Annotated in this window: 12 protein-coding genes and 2 pseudogenes; 6 read left to right on the top strand and 8 right to left on the bottom strand. The window is 35.3% G+C overall.

The genetic code is table 11. The features are described from left to right. Positions 1–46: 46 nt before the first annotated feature. A pseudogene (locus tag ACIQYS_RS10290) lies at positions 47–557 on the bottom strand (dihydrofolate reductase family protein). A gap of 196 nt (positions 558–753) precedes the next feature. Between ACIQYS_RS10290 and ACIQYS_RS10295 the strand changes: the two are divergent. From ACIQYS_RS10295 to ACIQYS_RS10315, 5 genes are all read left to right on the top strand, one after another. Next, entirely contained in the window at positions 754–1,743 is a 990-nt protein-coding gene (locus ACIQYS_RS10295; protein WP_402978716.1) for a tetratricopeptide repeat protein, read from the top strand. Between the two features lie 114 nt (positions 1,744–1,857). Continuing rightward, a complete protein-coding gene (locus ACIQYS_RS10300) occupies positions 1,858–3,216 on the top strand; it encodes a M20/M25/M40 family metallo-hydrolase (protein WP_402978719.1) in 1,359 nt (452 codons plus the stop codon). Positions 3,217–3,267: 51 nt separating this feature from the next. Beyond that, positions 3,268–3,426, top strand: a complete 159-nt coding sequence (locus tag ACIQYS_RS10305; protein ID WP_402978722.1) for a hypothetical protein — start codon at positions 3,268–3,270, stop codon at positions 3,424–3,426. Between the two features lie 715 nt (positions 3,427–4,141). After that, on the top strand, positions 4,142–6,196 hold the full coding sequence (locus tag ACIQYS_RS10310; protein ID WP_402978725.1) for a site-specific DNA-methyltransferase: 2,055 nt from the start codon (positions 4,142–4,144) through the stop codon (positions 6,194–6,196). 18 nt (positions 6,197–6,214) lie between these two features. Continuing rightward, entirely contained in the window at positions 6,215–9,184 is a 2,970-nt protein-coding gene (locus ACIQYS_RS10315) for a type III restriction-modification system endonuclease (protein WP_402978728.1), read from the top strand. A 577-nt stretch (positions 9,185–9,761) separates the two neighbouring features. Here the strand turns inward: ACIQYS_RS10315 and ACIQYS_RS10320 are convergent. Genes ACIQYS_RS10320 through ACIQYS_RS10340 form a run of 5 tightly spaced genes read right to left on the bottom strand, consistent with a single transcriptional unit; the run spans position 9,762 to position 14,826 of the window. After that, a complete protein-coding gene (locus ACIQYS_RS10320; protein ID WP_402978731.1) occupies positions 9,762–10,088 on the bottom strand; it encodes a phosphoribosyl-ATP pyrophosphohydrolase in 327 nt (108 codons plus the stop codon). A 52-nt stretch (positions 10,089–10,140) separates the two neighbouring features. Further along, complete coding sequence (gene fabF, locus ACIQYS_RS10325) at positions 10,141–11,367, bottom strand: beta-ketoacyl-ACP synthase II (protein ID WP_402978733.1); 1,227 nt, start codon at positions 11,365–11,367, stop codon at positions 10,141–10,143. 52 nt (positions 11,368–11,419) lie between these two features. After that, positions 11,420–13,081 carry a class I adenylate-forming enzyme family protein gene (locus ACIQYS_RS10330; protein ID WP_402978736.1) on the bottom strand — a complete coding sequence of 554 codons (1,662 nt, stop codon included), beginning with the start codon at positions 13,079–13,081 and terminating at the stop codon, positions 11,420–11,422. Positions 13,082–13,115: 34 nt separating this feature from the next. Next, the gene (gene fabF / locus ACIQYS_RS10335; protein ID WP_402978739.1) at positions 13,116–14,354 is read right to left on the bottom strand and encodes a beta-ketoacyl-ACP synthase II; all 1,239 of its coding nucleotides are present in this window, start codon (positions 14,352–14,354) and stop codon (positions 13,116–13,118) included. Then, on the bottom strand, positions 14,347–14,826 hold the full coding sequence (locus tag ACIQYS_RS10340) for an acyl-CoA thioesterase (protein ID WP_402978742.1): 480 nt from the start codon (positions 14,824–14,826) through the stop codon (positions 14,347–14,349). The genes fabF (ACIQYS_RS10335) and ACIQYS_RS10340 overlap by 8 nt, the downstream gene beginning before the upstream one ends. 580 nt (positions 14,827–15,406) lie before the next feature. On the opposite strand from ACIQYS_RS10340, the gene ACIQYS_RS10345 reads away from it, so the two are divergent. Then, complete coding sequence (locus ACIQYS_RS10345; protein ID WP_402978745.1) at positions 15,407–15,592, top strand: hypothetical protein; 186 nt, start codon at positions 15,407–15,409, stop codon at positions 15,590–15,592. Positions 15,593–15,651: 59 nt separating this feature from the next. Here ACIQYS_RS10345 and ACIQYS_RS10350 read toward each other — a convergent pair whose 3' ends face one another. Together ACIQYS_RS10350 and ACIQYS_RS10355 are read right to left on the bottom strand one after the other, a co-directional pair. Next, positions 15,652–16,533: a LysR family transcriptional regulator gene (locus ACIQYS_RS10350; RefSeq protein WP_402978748.1), complete on the bottom strand. Its 882-nt coding sequence runs from the start codon at positions 16,531–16,533 to the stop codon at positions 15,652–15,654. Positions 16,534–16,969: 436 nt separating this feature from the next. Beyond that, positions 16,970–17,080 (bottom strand): annotated as a pseudogene (locus ACIQYS_RS10355) (permease); the annotation flags it as partial. Between the last annotated feature and the right edge of the window lie 8 nt (positions 17,081–17,088).

Genomic DNA, 17,088 nt, shown 5'->3' on the forward strand with positions numbered 1-17,088 from the left:
GAGGACAAGACATGTGAAAAGCATCTTCACTGTCTTGTCCTTTTTGTTATCTTTTTACTTCATAATGCAACTCAGCAAATTGATTAAAACGATTTATGCTCTTTAAGGTAAGTTCGGTTTCAAAATCCATTTCTTTGAACAAAGGAATTCCTTTTCCAATTATTACAGGAGATACAGTAATAATCATCTCATCTACTAATCTATTTTTGATAAACGAGTGTAACAGATCCCCACCGCCCATTACCCAGATATTTTTACCTTCCTTGTTTTTCAATTGATTCGATAAAGTCGACGACATCTCCACTAGAGAATTTGACGTTCTCATTATCCTGACTAACCGTTCTAGAGAAAACATAGCATTCCTTACCTTCATAAGGGAAGCTTTCAATTTCCTGTTCCATGATCCAGTCGTACGTGCGTCTGCCCATAATTACCGTATCTACTGTGTCATAGAAGTCAGAATACCCATTATCTCCTTCACCTTCGACCTTAAACAACCAGTCAAGAGAGTCATTCTCTGTCGCAATATATCCATCTAAGCTTGTCGCAATGAATATTTGATTTTTCTTTGATCCGTCATAAGAACCTCCTTGGTTAGTTTTATATGTTAAATTCTATAGCATGATAGTCAATTCCTGCTAATGAGTTTTTATAATTAAAAGTACTTTTAGAGCAAATTATCAATGAAGAATTAAAGTGATTTTCCGATAGAAACACAGGGAACAAAAACTAATACGGTAAGGAGGAAGAATGATGCATAAAAGAATCGTTTCTGAAAAGGAATATTTCCTTTTAGAAAAGCTTAAACTCGATTTGAAAGAAGCTGTGAAAAATGAAAATAAACACAGGATTAGTAACCTTGAAAAACAAATTAATAAAATGAAATTTAATTTGGACCTTTTTAATGAAGAAGAAAAAGTAATTTATATAGGAGAATTAATGAAAAATGCGTTTCACGTAAAGACAGATGAGTACCAAGACAGAAGGGTTGCAGAAAATGAATATGAAGCCATTTTAAGACTTGATAAAAATAATCCGGAAGCAGCTTATCGTTTTGCATATCTGCAGTACAATAAAAGCAACTGGTTAAAGGCTATTAATTATTTTCAAAAGGCAGTCGAAACCCACGGTCATCGTAAAGCCAATTTTCCATTAACCGAAGATCAAGTGATAAAAGGAAAATTATACATCGGATATTGTGCAGCACAGCTTGCAAAAGAAACACTTAATGAAGCAAATGGACTCAATGAAGAATCATTAGATTTACCAGTAGAAGGAATAAGTGTCGAACAATTGTTAGACAAATTAAAAAATGAAATAAAGAAGACAGAATATACACTAATTACAAAAGATGGACAAAAAGGAATTTCAAAAGAAGAATACGAAAATTTACTAGATAATCTCGAGGAAGAACAATTGATGCTTAGTTTCATAGAGGACAAGCCATTTATTCAAAGAGGGGAAGAAAATATAGTCTCTATAAGTGGTACGTTAAGTATCTTATTGAAAGAACTACTATTAAAAAGTAAAAGGAAATTATTTCTGTCACTAGATGAAGTAAATGAAATGAATGAGAAATCAATAAAGGAAAACTCCTATACGAAAAGTGTGTCACGCTTAAATACTGCATTAGGGAAATGTGGTTTTGCAAAAAAGATAATAACGAAAAATTTAAATGATCTGGGTTACAAAATAGATCCACTGGATTTCTATATCATTGCCCGTGAAGATCATCATCTATAACGAAAACCTGCTGAAAGTTTGGCAGGTTTTTTATTATGCCTATCTTATGCTCATGACAAGCTTGTCATGGCTAGATCCTATAATACAAACATAAACCAAAAGGAGAGATGCACAATGCAAAACAAACAATGGCAATCACTATTCACACGTTACGGATTTCAAATGATTTCAACAGAGAAAGGATTTGATTTAACTGCACTTAACGAAGTAAATAGTCAATTCGTAAGGTACTTCTTGCAAAAGTTAGGTGTGGATTTCTACATGAATCACAATGAACTTTTCATTGATTCAAGCCCTATTACAGAAGAAACTTTTGTGAACAAATTAGAAGAAATGACAGATGGGAGAACAGAAATGCTTTATCATGTGAGCGAGTTACCACTTGCCACATTGGATACGTACATTGCAGGTATGGTTACACAGCTTAACCGACTAGGATGTATGACGGAAATATCTTGTGATGGACACGATAAACGCTCAGCGAATATAGGTTTTCAAACTGCTGAAGGACGCAAAAAAGCTCATGTTTTATTCGACTTTATTGAACTGCCTTACCATCACCATATTCGACAAACCCGACTTCGTGTTAATCGTAAATGCCTACCAACATTTGCAGAAAAATTATCGGCAATTACATTAGAACATGCTGCAAAAATATTTGAAGAGTCTAATGCAATTTTAAGTGTGCAAGAATTCGAAGTACAACTGGAGACACTTCTATCAATTTCAGGAGCTAGTGGAAAAGAAGGGCAAATCCGCAAGCATGTTATCGAAGAAATCAAACCGTATGCAGATAAAATAGCAATCGATCATTATGGAAACATTTTAGCTGCTAAAAGATTTGGGGATGGACCAACTGTTTTACTAAATGCCCATTTAGACACAGTGGAAGAAATTATTCCTACAAGAAAAATACTTAAAGAAGAGAACATTTGGAAATCTAGTGAAGGTATTTTAGGAGCAGACGATCGTGCAGGTATAAATGTTATCTTAGCAACTGCTAAATCTTTAACAGAAAAGAATTTTAACGGAACGATCAAGTACATCTTCACTGTAGAAGAAGAGATTGGATTACTAGGGGCATCTGAAGTAAATGAAACATTCCTTTGGGATGTGGATATTGCCTTTGTAATTGACCGCCGTGGAAACGGAGACATAGTCACATCCAAAGGTGGAATTTCCCCATTTTGTACAGAAAGATTCGGACAAAAGATAGAACGAATTGCTAGACAATCAGGCATGTCCCATTGGAAAACAACAGCAGGAGGTTCTAGTGATACAGCTATCTGGGCGAGACACGGTATTCAAAGCATTAACCTTTCCGCAGGATATAATTTTGAACACACAGACAAGGAGCAACTAGATGTTAAAGCAAACTATGGAACATATGAATTAGTACTTGAGTTACTAGAACGCTCTAATGAACTATACAATTCAGCAAAGGGAGTAAAAAGGGTACCAGGTTCCGAATGAATTCAGAATTGTGTTAGAACCTGGTACCCGGCTCTTATAGGTATAACAAAAATGCCTGCAAAGAACCTATTGATAAAGAAAAACCAAATAAAGAGAAACCAAATAGGTCGTGTTAAAACTGAAAAACCTACCAATCCTTGGGGACGAGATGAAAATGGCAAACTTACTTTTGTCCGTGTGTTAAAACCAGGTGAAACACCTCTTGTATAAACTAAGGATAACCTACATTTTGGTCAATTCGGCATAGGTGGAGGTCAATATATCACAGATATAAAAGGACATGTCAAATATGAAACTCCGTCTAAACAAAAGCTTTTCATTGTGCGCCTCGGTATAAGTGAAGCCTTATATTGTAAAAGCTCTCTGTGTTAGATGCAACTCAAAAATGATTCTGAATAGTGTCTAAGCTGAGTCTGACACAGGAAGCGTATTTATTTTCTTGAGAAAGCCAAATACTATGCATAGGCATAATTAATTCTGTTTCGTTGGTATTGCAGAATAAAGGAAGTTGATATATAAAATAACTATTATTGTTAGATGGCGATCTATAGGTATATGGTAAAATATATGCATAGTTCTATTAACAAAGCAGATGATTAAAGACTCCCTATGTTAGAAGTAAATTAGAATACAATTCTGAATAGTATCTAAGTTGCGTCTGCAAAGGGAGTGTTATTTATAACTTTTCAGAAAACAAAAAGCACCTCATCCTTGCTAATGCGGCGGGGAATAGGTGCTTTAAGAGCTATTCCGGTCCTAAAAGAATTTGCTTAAATATTTAATATGTCTGCTAAAATTATATTTTAATTTGTAAAGTTGATAGAGGTTAACAGATGGCCAATCAATTAATATTACGAAAGATGTAAAAATTCCCTTTGTCATATTAAATTTATAGCAATTATGAATAGTATAAGGAGTGTATAGATTGTTACAAGACAACTTAAAATACAATGAAGAAGTGAAACCTAATACTGGTTTTCTAAATGAATTAAAGGATAAACTCCCAGAATTTTTTACGGCGAATAAATTTGATGAGGATGGTAATCTTGTTGAAGAAGGTAAGTTTGATCTAGAAAAGTTTCAACGGGCTTTAAAAGAGAAAAATATCAATGAGTTAACAAGTGGATATCAACTAGGATTTATCGGAAAGGATTACGCCAAAAAGCAAGCTGGAGAATATGCAACAACAGTTATTGTTCCAGATAAAGATCATAATAATTTAGAAGAAAATAAAAAGAGTAAGAACTTGTTTTTCACGGGTGATAATTTAGAGGTATTACGACATTTACAAAATAACTATAGCAATTCTATTGATGTGATTTATATTGATCCACCATATAATACAGGAGATGATGGATTTATTTATCCTGATAACTTTGAATATACGGATCAAGTGTTAAAGGATATGTTTGGATTAAATGATAAAGAATTAGAGAGATTAAAAAGTATTCAAGGAAAAGCAACTCATTCAGCTTGGTTAACTTTCATGTATCCAAGATTATGGTTGGCCAAAAGAATTTTAAAAGAAAGTGGAATCATGTTTATATCTATCAATGATAATGAGGCAGCAAATTTGAAATTACTTTTAGATGAAATATTTGGTGAGTCTAATTTGGTGGCAGATTTAATCTGGTCTAACAAAGAAGGTGGAGGATCTTCTGATTCGGCACTTTTCAGAGTGAAACATGAACATATTTTAACTGTTGGTAAGAATATGGACTTTGTTGCTATTAAAGGTGTGGATATAAATAATGAAGATAGATATAAATTAAGTGATGAACATGAAATTGAAAGAGGTAAGTTTTACTTGCAAAAACTAGGCATGGGTTCAATTCAATATTCTAAGTCATTGGATTATCCAATTAAAGCACCTGATGGTACTACTATCATGCCAGCTGATAATAACAAAGGTAAAAAAGCTTGTTGGAGATGGTCAGAAGATAAATTTGAATGGGGACTTCAAAATGATTTTATCGTTATAAAAAAAGATTCATCAGATATTTGGACAGTATATACTAAACAATATTTAAAAGCAGATAATAACGGTAAACATATTGATAGAACTCAAAGACCTATGGGAATTATAGATGATTTTTCTAGTACACAGGGAAGTAAGGAATTAGATAAATACGAATTAGGTACTTTTTTTAGCTATCCAAAACCAACCAAATTGATAAAGTATTTAATAGACAGAATAGATAATAATGATATAAAGATTGTAGATTTTTTTGCAGGGTCAGGAACAACTGCAGATGCAGTCATGCAATTAAATGCTGAAGATGGTGGAAATCGTCAGTATATTATGGTTCAAATCCCAGAATATACTTATTCGCTCGATGGAGATGGAACAAAGGTGCCGAATAAAGGAAGCGAGGCGGCCTTTAATGCAAGCTATTTGTCTATTGATGAAATTAGTCGAGAACGAATTAAAAGAGCAAGTAAAAAAATTCAAGAAGAATCTGGATTGACAATACCAGAAAATTTCGACGGTGGATTTAAACATTACCGAGTGGTTTCGCCAGACCAACCAACGTTGGATGACTTAGAGTCGTTTGATATCGAATCAGGGTTTTTTAAAAATAGTATTGGTCAGTTAGTGCAACTGCCAGAAAACGGTTTTGATGATATGATTCAGCCATTTTCTTCAGAAGGATTAAAAATTAATGGGAATGCTAGTGGTGAGGACACGATCGTGACAACTTGGCTAGTATCAGATGGTTATAAAATGGATGTAGATGTTGAGAGTATTGAATTAAATGGTTATCGAGCAAGTTATGTGGATAGTAGTCGCTTGTATTTAATTTACTCAAAATGGGGTTCCGAACAAACGAAAGCACTTTTAAACTTGATAGGAACTAATCAGTTAAATGTTCAAACAATTGTACTGTATGGTTACTCTTTTGATCTAGAAAGCATTAGAGAAATTGAGATTGGCTTGAAACAACTTAATAGTAAAGTCAATCTGCTAAAAAGATATTAAGGAGGTAGGGAGTACGATATGAAGATATTATTAGAAGAACTACCTCACCAAGAAGATAGTATTAAAGCCATTATGGAAAGCTTCACAGGAATAGATAATACTTCTAGTGAACCCGAAATGAATGATATCTATGCTAACCCGTTAATTCTTGGGAGATATAATGAATTGACCAACATTGATGTAAAGATGGAGACAGGTACGGGGAAAACATATGTATATACAAGATTGATGTACGAAATGCATCAACAACATGGTATTTTTAAATTTGTGATTGTAGTCCCAAGTCCCGCAATTAAAGAAGGATCTAAAAATTTCATACAAAGTGATTATGCGAAACAACATTTCTCTCAATTTTACGAGAATACAAGAATTGAACTAAATGTAATTAATGCGGGAGATTTTAAAACTAAATCTGGACGAAAAAATTTCCCTGCACAATTACTTAATTTCGTTGAGGGAAGTAGACAAAATTCAAATACGATTCAAGTACTTTTGATAAATGCCGGAATGTTAAATTCTTCGAGTATGAAGAAAAATGATTATGATCAGACATTGATTGGTGGCGTGACAAACCCAATTGAAGGGATTCAAAATACTCGCTCAGTTGTCATTATTGATGAACCGCACCGTTTTCCAAGAAATAAGGCAAATTATCAAGCGATTGAAGCCATTAAACCTCAAATGATTGTTCGTTTTGGTGCAACTTTTCCTGAAATGATGGTAGGCAAAGGAAAAAATAAAATTACAAAAAAGGATTATTATCGTGGTAATCCACAATTCGATTTGAATGCAATTGAAAGTTTTAATAATGGATTAGTTAAAGGAATTGATATTTATTATCCTAATTTAACGGAAGAACAAGCTAAAAATCGCTACGTTGTAGACAGTGTAAGTGCAAAAGAATTAGTGCTTAAGCAGAACGGTAAGGGTTGGACACTACGAGTTGGCGATAACCTAGCCGAAGTAGACTCAGGGTTTGAAGGTGATGTTGAATACGTAGGTTCGAAAATGTTGAGTAATGAATTGGAACTTGAAAAGGGTATGAGTTTGATTCCTGGAACGTATCGTTCTTCTTATCAAGAGCTAATTATTAAAGATGCAATTGATAAGCATTTTGAAATTGAACAAGCTAATTTTTTTAGAAATAATCAAAGAGACAACAATGCACCGAGGATCAAAACGTTAAGTCTTTTTTTCATTGATAACATTAATAGCTATCGTCAAGAAGATGGTTGGTTAAAAGAAACTTTTGAACGTATATTGAAAGAAAGAATCGCTCGATTAGTAGCAGAGTATGAATATAAACATCTACCAAGAGAACAGGAGTATTTAGAGTTTTTAAGAGCTACTCAGGCAAGTTTGAGTTTAGGTAACGATAAACAAAACGTGCATGCAGGATATTTTGGCGAAGACAGAGGTTCTGGTGATGAAGCGATTCAAGCTGAAGTAGATGATATTTTGAAAAACAAAGAAAAACTTCTAAGTTTTAAAGATGAAAAGGGTGGTTGGCAAACAAGACGTTTCTTATTTTCAAAATGGACGTTACGCGAAGGTTGGGATAATCCAAATGTTTTTGTTATTGCTAAATTACGTACTTCCGGTAGTGAAAATAGTAAGATTCAAGAAGTTGGTAGGGGATTGCGATTACCTGTTGATGAAACAGGACACCGTATTCAACAAGATGAATGTCAGTCTAGACTTGCCTTCTTAATTGGTTATGATGAAAAAGATTTTGCCCAAAAATTAGTAGGGGAAATCAATAGTGACGTGAAAATTCAATTGAATGAAGAAACGCTAACAGAAGAGATGATTCAGTTAATAGTTACAGAACGACAAAAAGTAGATCCTGATTTTACAGATGAAATATTGCTGGAGAATTTAGATGAATTAGGGGTTATCAATCGTAAAAATGAGTTTAAAAAAGCGATAGAAATAGATGGAGTTCAGAAAGATGGATTTGAATGGTTAGTTGAACTATATCCCGAATTGAATTCGAATCGCCTACGTGAAGGCAGGGTTGTAGATACCAAAAAATCTGCAACAAAAATTCGAGTGAAATTAAGAAAAGAAAATTGGGAAAAAGTGAAAGAGTTATGGCGACAATTTTCGAACCGCTATATGTTGGAATTTGAACGAATCCCTGATACAGTTCGTTTTATAGCTGAGCAAATAGTTGGAAATCCCGATTTATATGAATATGAAATACCTATACAAATGAGAGAAACAGTATATGCAAGTCAGGATAAAAAGAGCGTTATTTTAAAAGAACAAGAAGCAGAATATGAACGAGTATATCTGCCAGGAATGGCTTATGGCAAATTTGTTAAATCTATTAATATAGCTACAGGAATTCCTGTTAAAAATATTCACGCAAATTTACTTAAACTTATGAAATCGGATTTGAAAGGTGATGCTAGATATTTAAGTGAAGTATCGATTAACAATATCACCCGAGAGTTTAAAAAGCGGTTTAATGAAGAATTTGTACAAGCTTATGAATACAAAAAATTAGATTTCCAAGCCCGTACATCGATTTATAATCCAGAACTGGATCGTTTCGTGGATGATATCAATGCAGAAGTTATTGGAGTAAATATAGATGAACAAGCACAAGAAGACGATCGCTATCTTTATGAACTTCCTCCAATGAGATACGATAGTGTAACACCTGAAAGAGATTTATTAAGACATGGATATAATGAAAAAGTAACTGTTTTTGGAAAGCTGCCTAAACGAGCAATCCAGGTTCCAAAATATACTGGCGGCTCCACAACACCAGACTTTATTTATATGATTGAAAAAGAAGATGATACAAGCGTGTATTTACTTGTTGAAACAAAAGCAGAAAATATGAGATTAGAAGATCAACGAATTGTAGATATTCAAAAAAAATTCTTTGATACATTGAAAGAGCATCATGTTGAATTTGAAGAAGCTATCAGTGCACAACAAGTATATTCTATGATTAGAAAATTGTCTGAAGAGTGAGGAACAGAACAGTCGAAAAAAATATTTCATTATTAGAATTAACTAAAAATAGGCGATTAGTAAAAACCAGAGCGGAATCTAAATTGTAAAAACTCCCTGTGTTAGGTACAACATAGAAACTATTCGGAATAGTGTCGAAGTTGTGTCTAAAACAGGGAGCATAATTTATATTAAGGTGATTAGAGTGGTTAATATTAGTGTCCTTTCCAACTAGGGGAATGTTGAATGATTTGTATATTTGACAAGTAAAAAAGAAATTTCTACTTCATGTGGATCAGGAAGAGCTAGATACTCATACTTTAGAGCAATTTAAATTGAAGCTAGGTAGAGGGACAAGCCAGTTAGAAATCCGTTCATTGGATAATTCCATGCTACATATCTATCGCGTATTAAATGATCAAAACATACCGGATGATGCAGGTGTGGCTATTGAATATATCAACATCTCTTTGCAGTGCAGAAGCACATAGGTTGGATGCCCCTAGGATTAGCGAATGCAGTCGCCCAGTAAATGCTAGATGCACCAGCAGATAGCTTTGTTAAATCCTGAATGAGATTCGATGTAATAAGCCATAACTTATTCATCCTCAACCTCTATCAAAAATATTCTTTTCTCAAATCCACCACGTTTTTCTTTCTTAGCGATGCGGATTTTCTCCAGGTCCTCGTACGTTGCCTCATGAATTGGAAGGGCAGCATGAATGAGTTCCAAAATGTCGGCTAGTTCCTCTAGTGCATCTTGGTGGTTCATCGTTTCTTGGAATTCCTGTACTTCTTCATATAGCTTTTTCTTTATTTCCGTTAAGTGTTCGGAAGGATCAAGTGTGCGTGTATTTAATTTGCTGCCTGAGTTTTCGATGACTTGTGGTATTAGGTCGCGTACTAGTTTGTTGTAAACTGGCATTGGTGTCACTCCTTTAAGAAACTGAAGGGGTCTGTCCATATCACTGTTTTATTTATTTTTTGAATGCTAGCACACTATTATGACCGCCAAAACCAAATCCATTTGACAAGGCAATCGTAATATTGGTTTCTACGGCTTGATTTGGTACATAATCTAAATCACATTCAGGATCAGAATTTTCATAATTAATAGTGGGTGGAGCGATATTTTCTGCCATGGCTTTAAGTGTAATAATGGCTTCAACGGCTCCTGCTGCACCAAATAAATGACCTGTCATTGATTTAGTAGAGCTGACTTTCACATCCATTGCTTTGTCTCCAAATACCTGTTTAATCGCTTTTGTTTCAGAAATATCACCAACTGGAGTACCTGTTCCATGTGCATTGATATAATCAACATCTTTTGGTTCTATATTGGCCATTTCTAAGGCAAGTTGGATAGCATTAGCGGCTCCATTAAAATCTGGAGAAGTAATATGATAGGCATCTGTTGTAGACCCATATCCAATGATTTCACCGAGAATGTGAGCCCCGCGGTTTTTGGCATGTTCATATTCTTCTAAAAATAACACACCGGCACCTTCGGACATAACAAACCCATCTCGATTGGCATCAAAAGGTTTACTTGCTTTTTCTGGTACATCATTTTGGACACTCATTGCTTTCATCTTAGAAAATCCTGCAAAAGCAAGCGGAGTAATTACGGCCTCTGATCCTCCTGCTAAAATAGCATCTGTATGACCATAAGCAATATTTAAATAAGCTTCACCGATTGCTTGGTTACTAGTTGCACAAGCAGAAACAGGTGAATAACTTGGTCCACGGAATCCCGTTTTTATCGAGATTATTCCTGCTGCCATATTACTAATCATCATTGGAATAAAAAATGGAGATACTCGTTTCGGTCCTTTTTCTTTCAATAGGTCATAATTATGTAGTAATGTTTGAAGACCGCCAATCCCAGAACCAATATAGATTCCAATCCGATCCTTATTCACCTTTTCTAACTGGAGATTGGCTTGCTCTAATGCCTGTACAGCCGCAGCATAAGCATATTGGGTAAACGAGTCATACTTATTGATTTCTTTTCTATCAAGATATTTTTCTGCGTCAAAATCATCGATAAATCCTGCAATTTGAGTATTGATATCTTTGTATTCTTCTGAATTCAAACGCTTAATGCCTGATCGACCATTTTTTATATGATTCCAAAGTGTTTCCACATCATTTCCTAATGGTGAAACAACCCCAGTTCCTGTAACGACAACTCTGCGTTTCATTTACATGTCCACCCTCTCAAAATATAATTCTATTGTATTTTTTCTTATAAAATTATCGTCTTTCAAATAAGCCTAATTCTTGGTCTTTAGCAGCCAATTTCATTACAACATAATGTTGTTTTTTCCCTGTTGCTGTATAAGGTAATTCATCGATAAATCGATAAAAGCGCGGCTTCTTGTAATCAGACAACATTGGATGATCTGTACAATATTTGTCTAAGTCTTTTGCGGAAAGGGCAGGGTCTTTTCTAACTACATAAGCAACGACTGATTCTCCCCTTAATTTATCAGGAACTCCTACAATAACAGACTCCTCAATATCCGGGTGTAAATTAAGAATTTCTTCAATTTGTACTGGATGAATATTTTCACCTGAGGAAACGATCATATCATTTTTCCGTCCGACAATCGTGATATACTCATTTTCATCCCAAGTTGCCATATCCCCGATATAAATCCATCCTTTGTAAAACACACGCTTGCTTTCTTCATCTTTATTTACATAGGCATATGTGGATTTGCCTGGAGCTTTCACAATGACTTCGCCAATTTCAGCTCCATCTTTTGCCACAATATCATCTGGTTCAGCCTTGCGATCAGGATATATTTTTACTACAGCTACATCATCATCTGTACAAGATCTTCCTGCTGAGCCTGACATATTTGGCAAATCATTTGGACGGAGGAACGTATTCCAAAAGGCTTCTGATGTTCCATATCCGTTATAAATGTTAGGCGTTAATGTTTCTTGGAATTTAATACAATCTTCTTTCTCTAATGGCGCGCCCATTGTAACGATTCCTTTTAAATTTGACAAATCCGTTTGGTTTTTCTTCTGCGCATTATAAAGCATTTTTAGAATGGCTGGAACGCCAATTAAAAATGTGATGCCAAACTTTTCTACAAATTCTAAACATTTTTTTGGATTAAAATTTCGATGAATGACAATTTCTCCGCCTATATACAAAGTTGGGCATGGTCCGCCAGAATGAATTCCGCCACGGTGAAACCATGGACTCATGTTCATCGTTTTATCGACTGGGCTGAGAGGGAAATGCATCGCTACATCATGAGCAGAAAGAACTTCGTTAATGCTATTCAAAGGAACCCCTTTAGGTTTTCCCGTTGTTCCAGATGTATAGAGTCTTGTTGTTTCATCATAAATATGGACTGGACGGTCAACCTTTGGATTTTCTTCTGGCTGATTGGCAACATATTTATCAAATTTAATATGGTCTTCTGGTACTTCAACTTCTCCAGATAGATCTACCATGACAATGCGGCGAGGGTTATGATCGGCCATTTTTAAAGCTTTTTCAACCATGTCTTTAATTTCTGCATCATAGATAAACACGGCTGGTCTACTATCATCAATGATGGCTGCAGTTTCCCCAGGGGATAGTTTGAAGTTTATAGTACAGTTCACCGCTCTTATTTTTTGTGGAGCCAAGTAACAAAAAATAAATTCGGCGGAATTCATAAGTTGGTACATCACGACTTCATTTTTTTGCACGTCATCTGCCAATAGGGCATGCGCCAATTTGTTAACATCTTTATTTAAATCAGCATATGTCCAAGATTTTTTTCGTAAAGGATCAGTTAAAGCGGGGCGATTAGCATATCTATGTACATTGCGTAAAAATCCATTTATATACGTATACTCTTGTTCAAAAGTATGTTTAAACATCGTAACATCATATGTAAATTCTGGCATAATCTCGTTCTCCTTACTCTCTATATATAAGTTCCTAAAATTCCTTGTATTGACCCATGATTAACGATGTATTTTGTCCGCCAAATCCAAAAGCGTTAGACATCGCTATCCGTACATCCGTTTTTCTAGCTTGATTTGGTACATAGTCAAGCTCACACTCCGGATCTGGATGTTCATAATTTAATGTTGGAGGGACGATGCCTTCATGAATGGACTTAATACATGCAATGACTTCTGTTATTCCGCCAGCACCCATCAAATGGCCGGTAGCACCTTTTGTTGAACTAACAGGGATTTTTTTTACCAGTTCTCCAAAGACCGTCTTGACTGTATTTGTTTCAATTCGGTCACCCACCTTGGTTGAAGTACCGTGAGCATTTATATAATCAATTTGGGACGGCTCTAGACCGGATTCTTTTATCGCTTTTTGCATACAAAGGATTTGACCGCGGCCAGTAGGTTCTGGAGATGTGACATGATAGGCATCTGTATTGCTCGCATATCCTAATAATTCTGCTTTAATTTCTGCACCCCGTTCTTTTGCAAAATCTAATCTTTCAAGAACAACAGCGCCTCCCCCTTCACCCATTACAAAACCATTCCGAAGTAAATCAAACGGACGACTAGCCTTCTCGGGATGCTCGCTTTCAGTGGATAGTGCCTTTGCAGAAGAAAGACCTGCAGCCATTAATGAGGTCAGAATAGACTCAGCACCAACTGCTACTACGACGTCAGCTTGCCCTGATTTTAGGAGCATAGAAGCCATACCTATAGCATCAGCTCCAGATGAACAAGCAGTATTCACAGTTAAACTTGGACCTTGTATATTGTGGGTGATCGATATTTGTGCAGCTGCAATGTTTCCCAACATTTTAGGTACAACAAATGGACTTACCCGATAACTGCCGCTCTTTGTCAAGTGTTCCTGTGTACTAGTTACCGTAGAAATACCCCCTAGGGCTGTTCCTAGGACAATTCCAATTCGTTCGGGATTTAGATGAACATGACTATCAGCTAGTGCTTCTTCAGCTGCTATTAAAGCAAACTGCATAAAAATATCCGTATTCCTTGCGAGTTTTTTTGGCAAAAAGTCTGCGGGCGAAAAGTCTTGTATTTCAGCCGCGATTTTAACTTGTAAGTCGGTTGTATCAAATCGACTTATGAAAGTGATCCCGCTTTGAGCGGCAATTAGATTTTTCCAGTAAGATGCTACACCTATTCCTATCGGGGTAATGGCGCCCATTCCTGTAACAACGATACGTTCTTTATGCATGCTTATTGCCCCCATCAGCCTGCTGTACTTGCGGACTAGTAAATTTAGTAGATATACGATGTAATCTTTCCCATAAATCTGGGAATTGTTTTTGGAGATTTAATGGTTTTCCTTGTACATTTACGAATGCATGAGAAGTCTCCCCTTCAGATGCGAGTTCGTCATTCTCTTTGAAAACTTGATAAGTAAAACTCATTCGTGTACGTGTAAGCATTGATAAGGATGCTCGTACAGTAATCTTTTCTAAAGGTTTAACCATTTTTTTGAAGTGGCTATCCGCTTTTAAACAAACCAAAGAAATTTCATTGTGATGGAATGTTTCCATGTAAGAGAATCCGTAATGAGCTAGCAGTTGCATGTAAGCATCTGTAAACCACTCGAAATTTTTTGCATAATAAGAGATCCCAGCAGCGTCACAGTCTCCCCATGTAACAATCATGTCTAGATCATAACTCAGATGAGTAGATGCCATCCTATTCCCGCCTTTCTAAGTTAATTTCATACTTAAATAAAATCTTGAAATAAAGATAACATGCACGTTATCACAAGGAACAAGGTGAAAGACGATTCCACCAATTTCTTTATTCAACTTATTCCTCGAAATCTATAATAAAGAGAACTCATTTTGCTTAGAATGTTCATTCTATTTGTGTCATGTTCTTCCTTTTTTAAAATATGAAAAAAAATAATGATTGTTTGATAGCCTTACTTTTGCTACAGATAGACTATTGATAAATAAGATAGGAAATACTTGGATTGTGAATAACTACACAGAAAGTATTAATTATTTTATTATAACAATTTATGTATATGGATAAGTATTTATAATTGTTATGGTATTTATGCAATATGGTAATACCACTTTTTGATAGAAAGATGTTTTCTAGCCTTTGCACTTTGATTATCAATAGAGCCTGATTGCATAAAGGTCACTTGAAAAAGGATTATTATATATGGAGTTTACTAGAAAGCTATTTATACATAACGTGGAATTTATCATACGTAAGACTGGTTTTTGTCATGTGATTTTCTAAGATTGTCAGCTTGGAAAGATGAGGGGAACTTATAATAAAATAGTAGTTTTGATAAATGAAAACGTTCTTCTCGATGTTCTTCTAGCGGTTTCTCATTTCTCTATAGCTGGTTGTGAAAATGAGAAAAACCTTGAGGCAGGGGAACAAAGTGGAGAAGTGGAAGAGCGAGGTGACGTTAAAGTCGATAAAGTAAAAGGTGAGTGAAGGGGGACTAATTGTGACAAAATTCCCCGGAAGTTAACGGTATTTATCCAGTATGAGAATTAAAACACCTTATCATGTTTTTTTACAAATGTTATAAAGTTTGATACTGCAGGTGATTGATAACCATTTGTTCGCCAAACCATTTGAATGCTTCTAAAGCATTTAGGTTCCCGTATGCGAATGATTGATATCTTGCTTTTATCAAGAGCAGGTAACAAGGGAATAAGAGCAATCCCTAAATTTGCCCCGACCAAATCAGAGACTGTTCTCTCCTCAAACCCTTCAAATATTTTTTTTGGATGGAAGCCAGCGTTGTGGCAAAGATTCTCAATCAAATCATGGAGAGCAGTACCTGGTTTGAAAAATATAAACGGGTCATTGGCAACTTCACTTAAATGGACTTCTTCTTTATTAGCTAGTCTATGGCTGACAGGGACAATTAAAAATAACTCCTCGGTATAAATCGGTATAGAACTTAGATGATCAGAAGATTCTTGTTGTGAACAGAAGCCAATATCGATATTTGCAGTATTTAATTCTTCAAAAATATTGCTTGTGATATTTTGAGATAATTGAAATTGTATTCTTGGGAATTCCTTTTGGAAATCATGAATTAAATCAGGTATATAACTTGAACCCAGTGTTTGAATAAAAGCAAGTGAAATCGTTCCATAGTGTGGATGGACCATATCGTTGACTTTTTGTTTAGCCTCCACCATTTCGGATACTGATCGATTTGCATGTTCGAGAAAAACTTTACCATATCGGTTTAATACCACCCCACGGCTTTTTCGATCAAATAAAGGAACACCTAATTCTTCTTCAAGCCGCGAAATAGAACGGCTGAGCGCGGGCTGTGAGAGACTTAATTCTTCAGAAGCTTTTGTGAAATTTCCTACATTGGCTAATATTTGAAAGTAATGAAGCTGGTCGAAATCCATTCAGTATTCCTCCTACAAAGCTAGATATTACAATTATGCATAGTAAGTATGAAAAATACAATTATTTAAGAATAATAAATAGCGTCCGAACGAATTACTTGATTATCGAATCCGGTTCGTTAAGAGTACACTGTGGAATGCTCCATATTCTCTCTGCGATTCCAAAAGAAGGTGCCAAGAAATCAATAAAGGTGAGGAAGGCTTCTTAAACTACATTGAGTCATCTAGATCCAGTAAATGTAAATTAGAAAGGTGATCCGCAATAATATAAAGAACCTCATTTAGATACATCATGGTGAACCATATCATAAGTAAATGAGGTTTAATCTAATATTAAAAAATAGTTGGTGAATTTTAGGGTAGTTTTAGAGGGAATCCCTCAATCAGGTAGTGAAGGATAAACCCTTGTAAGTGAGTTGTAGAAAAGTCCTTCAAATGGAATAAACGCAATATCAAGCAATTGCATGCTGACCAATAGTGACCAAAGCGGTAGTTCTGGAGTTTTACTTTTTATTGCAGCGGCAACTCCAAAGTGCCCAGCAAACATATGAACCC

The organism is Psychrobacillus sp. NPDC096426, assembly GCF_044762745.1.
Lineage (GTDB): Bacteria > Bacillota > Bacilli > Bacillales_A > Planococcaceae > Psychrobacillus.

What these genes read in the sequence shown, in the direction of transcription:
- ACIQYS_RS10295 (WP_402978716.1), top strand. Translation starts at nt 754, where the DNA reads ATGCATAAAAGAATCGTTTCTGAAAAGGAATATTTCCTTTTAGAAAAG.
- ACIQYS_RS10300 (WP_402978719.1), top strand. Translation starts at nt 1,858, where the DNA reads ATGCAAAACAAACAATGGCAATCACTATTCACACGTTACGGATTTCAA.
- ACIQYS_RS10305 (WP_402978722.1), top strand. Translation starts at nt 3,268, where the DNA reads ATGCCTGCAAAGAACCTATTGATAAAGAAAAACCAAATAAAGAGAAAC.
- ACIQYS_RS10315 (WP_402978728.1), top strand. Translation starts at nt 6,215, where the DNA reads ATGAAGATATTATTAGAAGAACTACCTCACCAAGAAGATAGTATTAAA.
- ACIQYS_RS10320 (WP_402978731.1), bottom strand. Translation starts at nt 10,088, where the DNA reads ATGCCAGTTTACAACAAACTAGTACGCGACCTAATACCACAAGTCATC.
- fabF (WP_402978733.1), bottom strand. Translation starts at nt 11,367, where the DNA reads ATGAAACGCAGAGTTGTCGTTACAGGAACTGGGGTTGTTTCACCATTA.
- ACIQYS_RS10330 (WP_402978736.1), bottom strand. Translation starts at nt 13,081, where the DNA reads ATGCCAGAATTTACATATGATGTTACGATGTTTAAACATACTTTTGAA.
- fabF (WP_402978739.1), bottom strand. Translation starts at nt 14,354, where the DNA reads ATGCATAAAGAACGTATCGTTGTTACAGGAATGGGCGCCATTACCCCG.
- ACIQYS_RS10340 (WP_402978742.1), bottom strand. Translation starts at nt 14,826, where the DNA reads ATGGCATCTACTCATCTGAGTTATGATCTAGACATGATTGTTACATGG.
- ACIQYS_RS10345 (WP_402978745.1), top strand. Translation starts at nt 15,407, where the DNA reads ATGAGGGGAACTTATAATAAAATAGTAGTTTTGATAAATGAAAACGTT.
- ACIQYS_RS10350 (WP_402978748.1), bottom strand. Translation starts at nt 16,533, where the DNA reads ATGGATTTCGACCAGCTTCATTACTTTCAAATATTAGCCAATGTAGGA.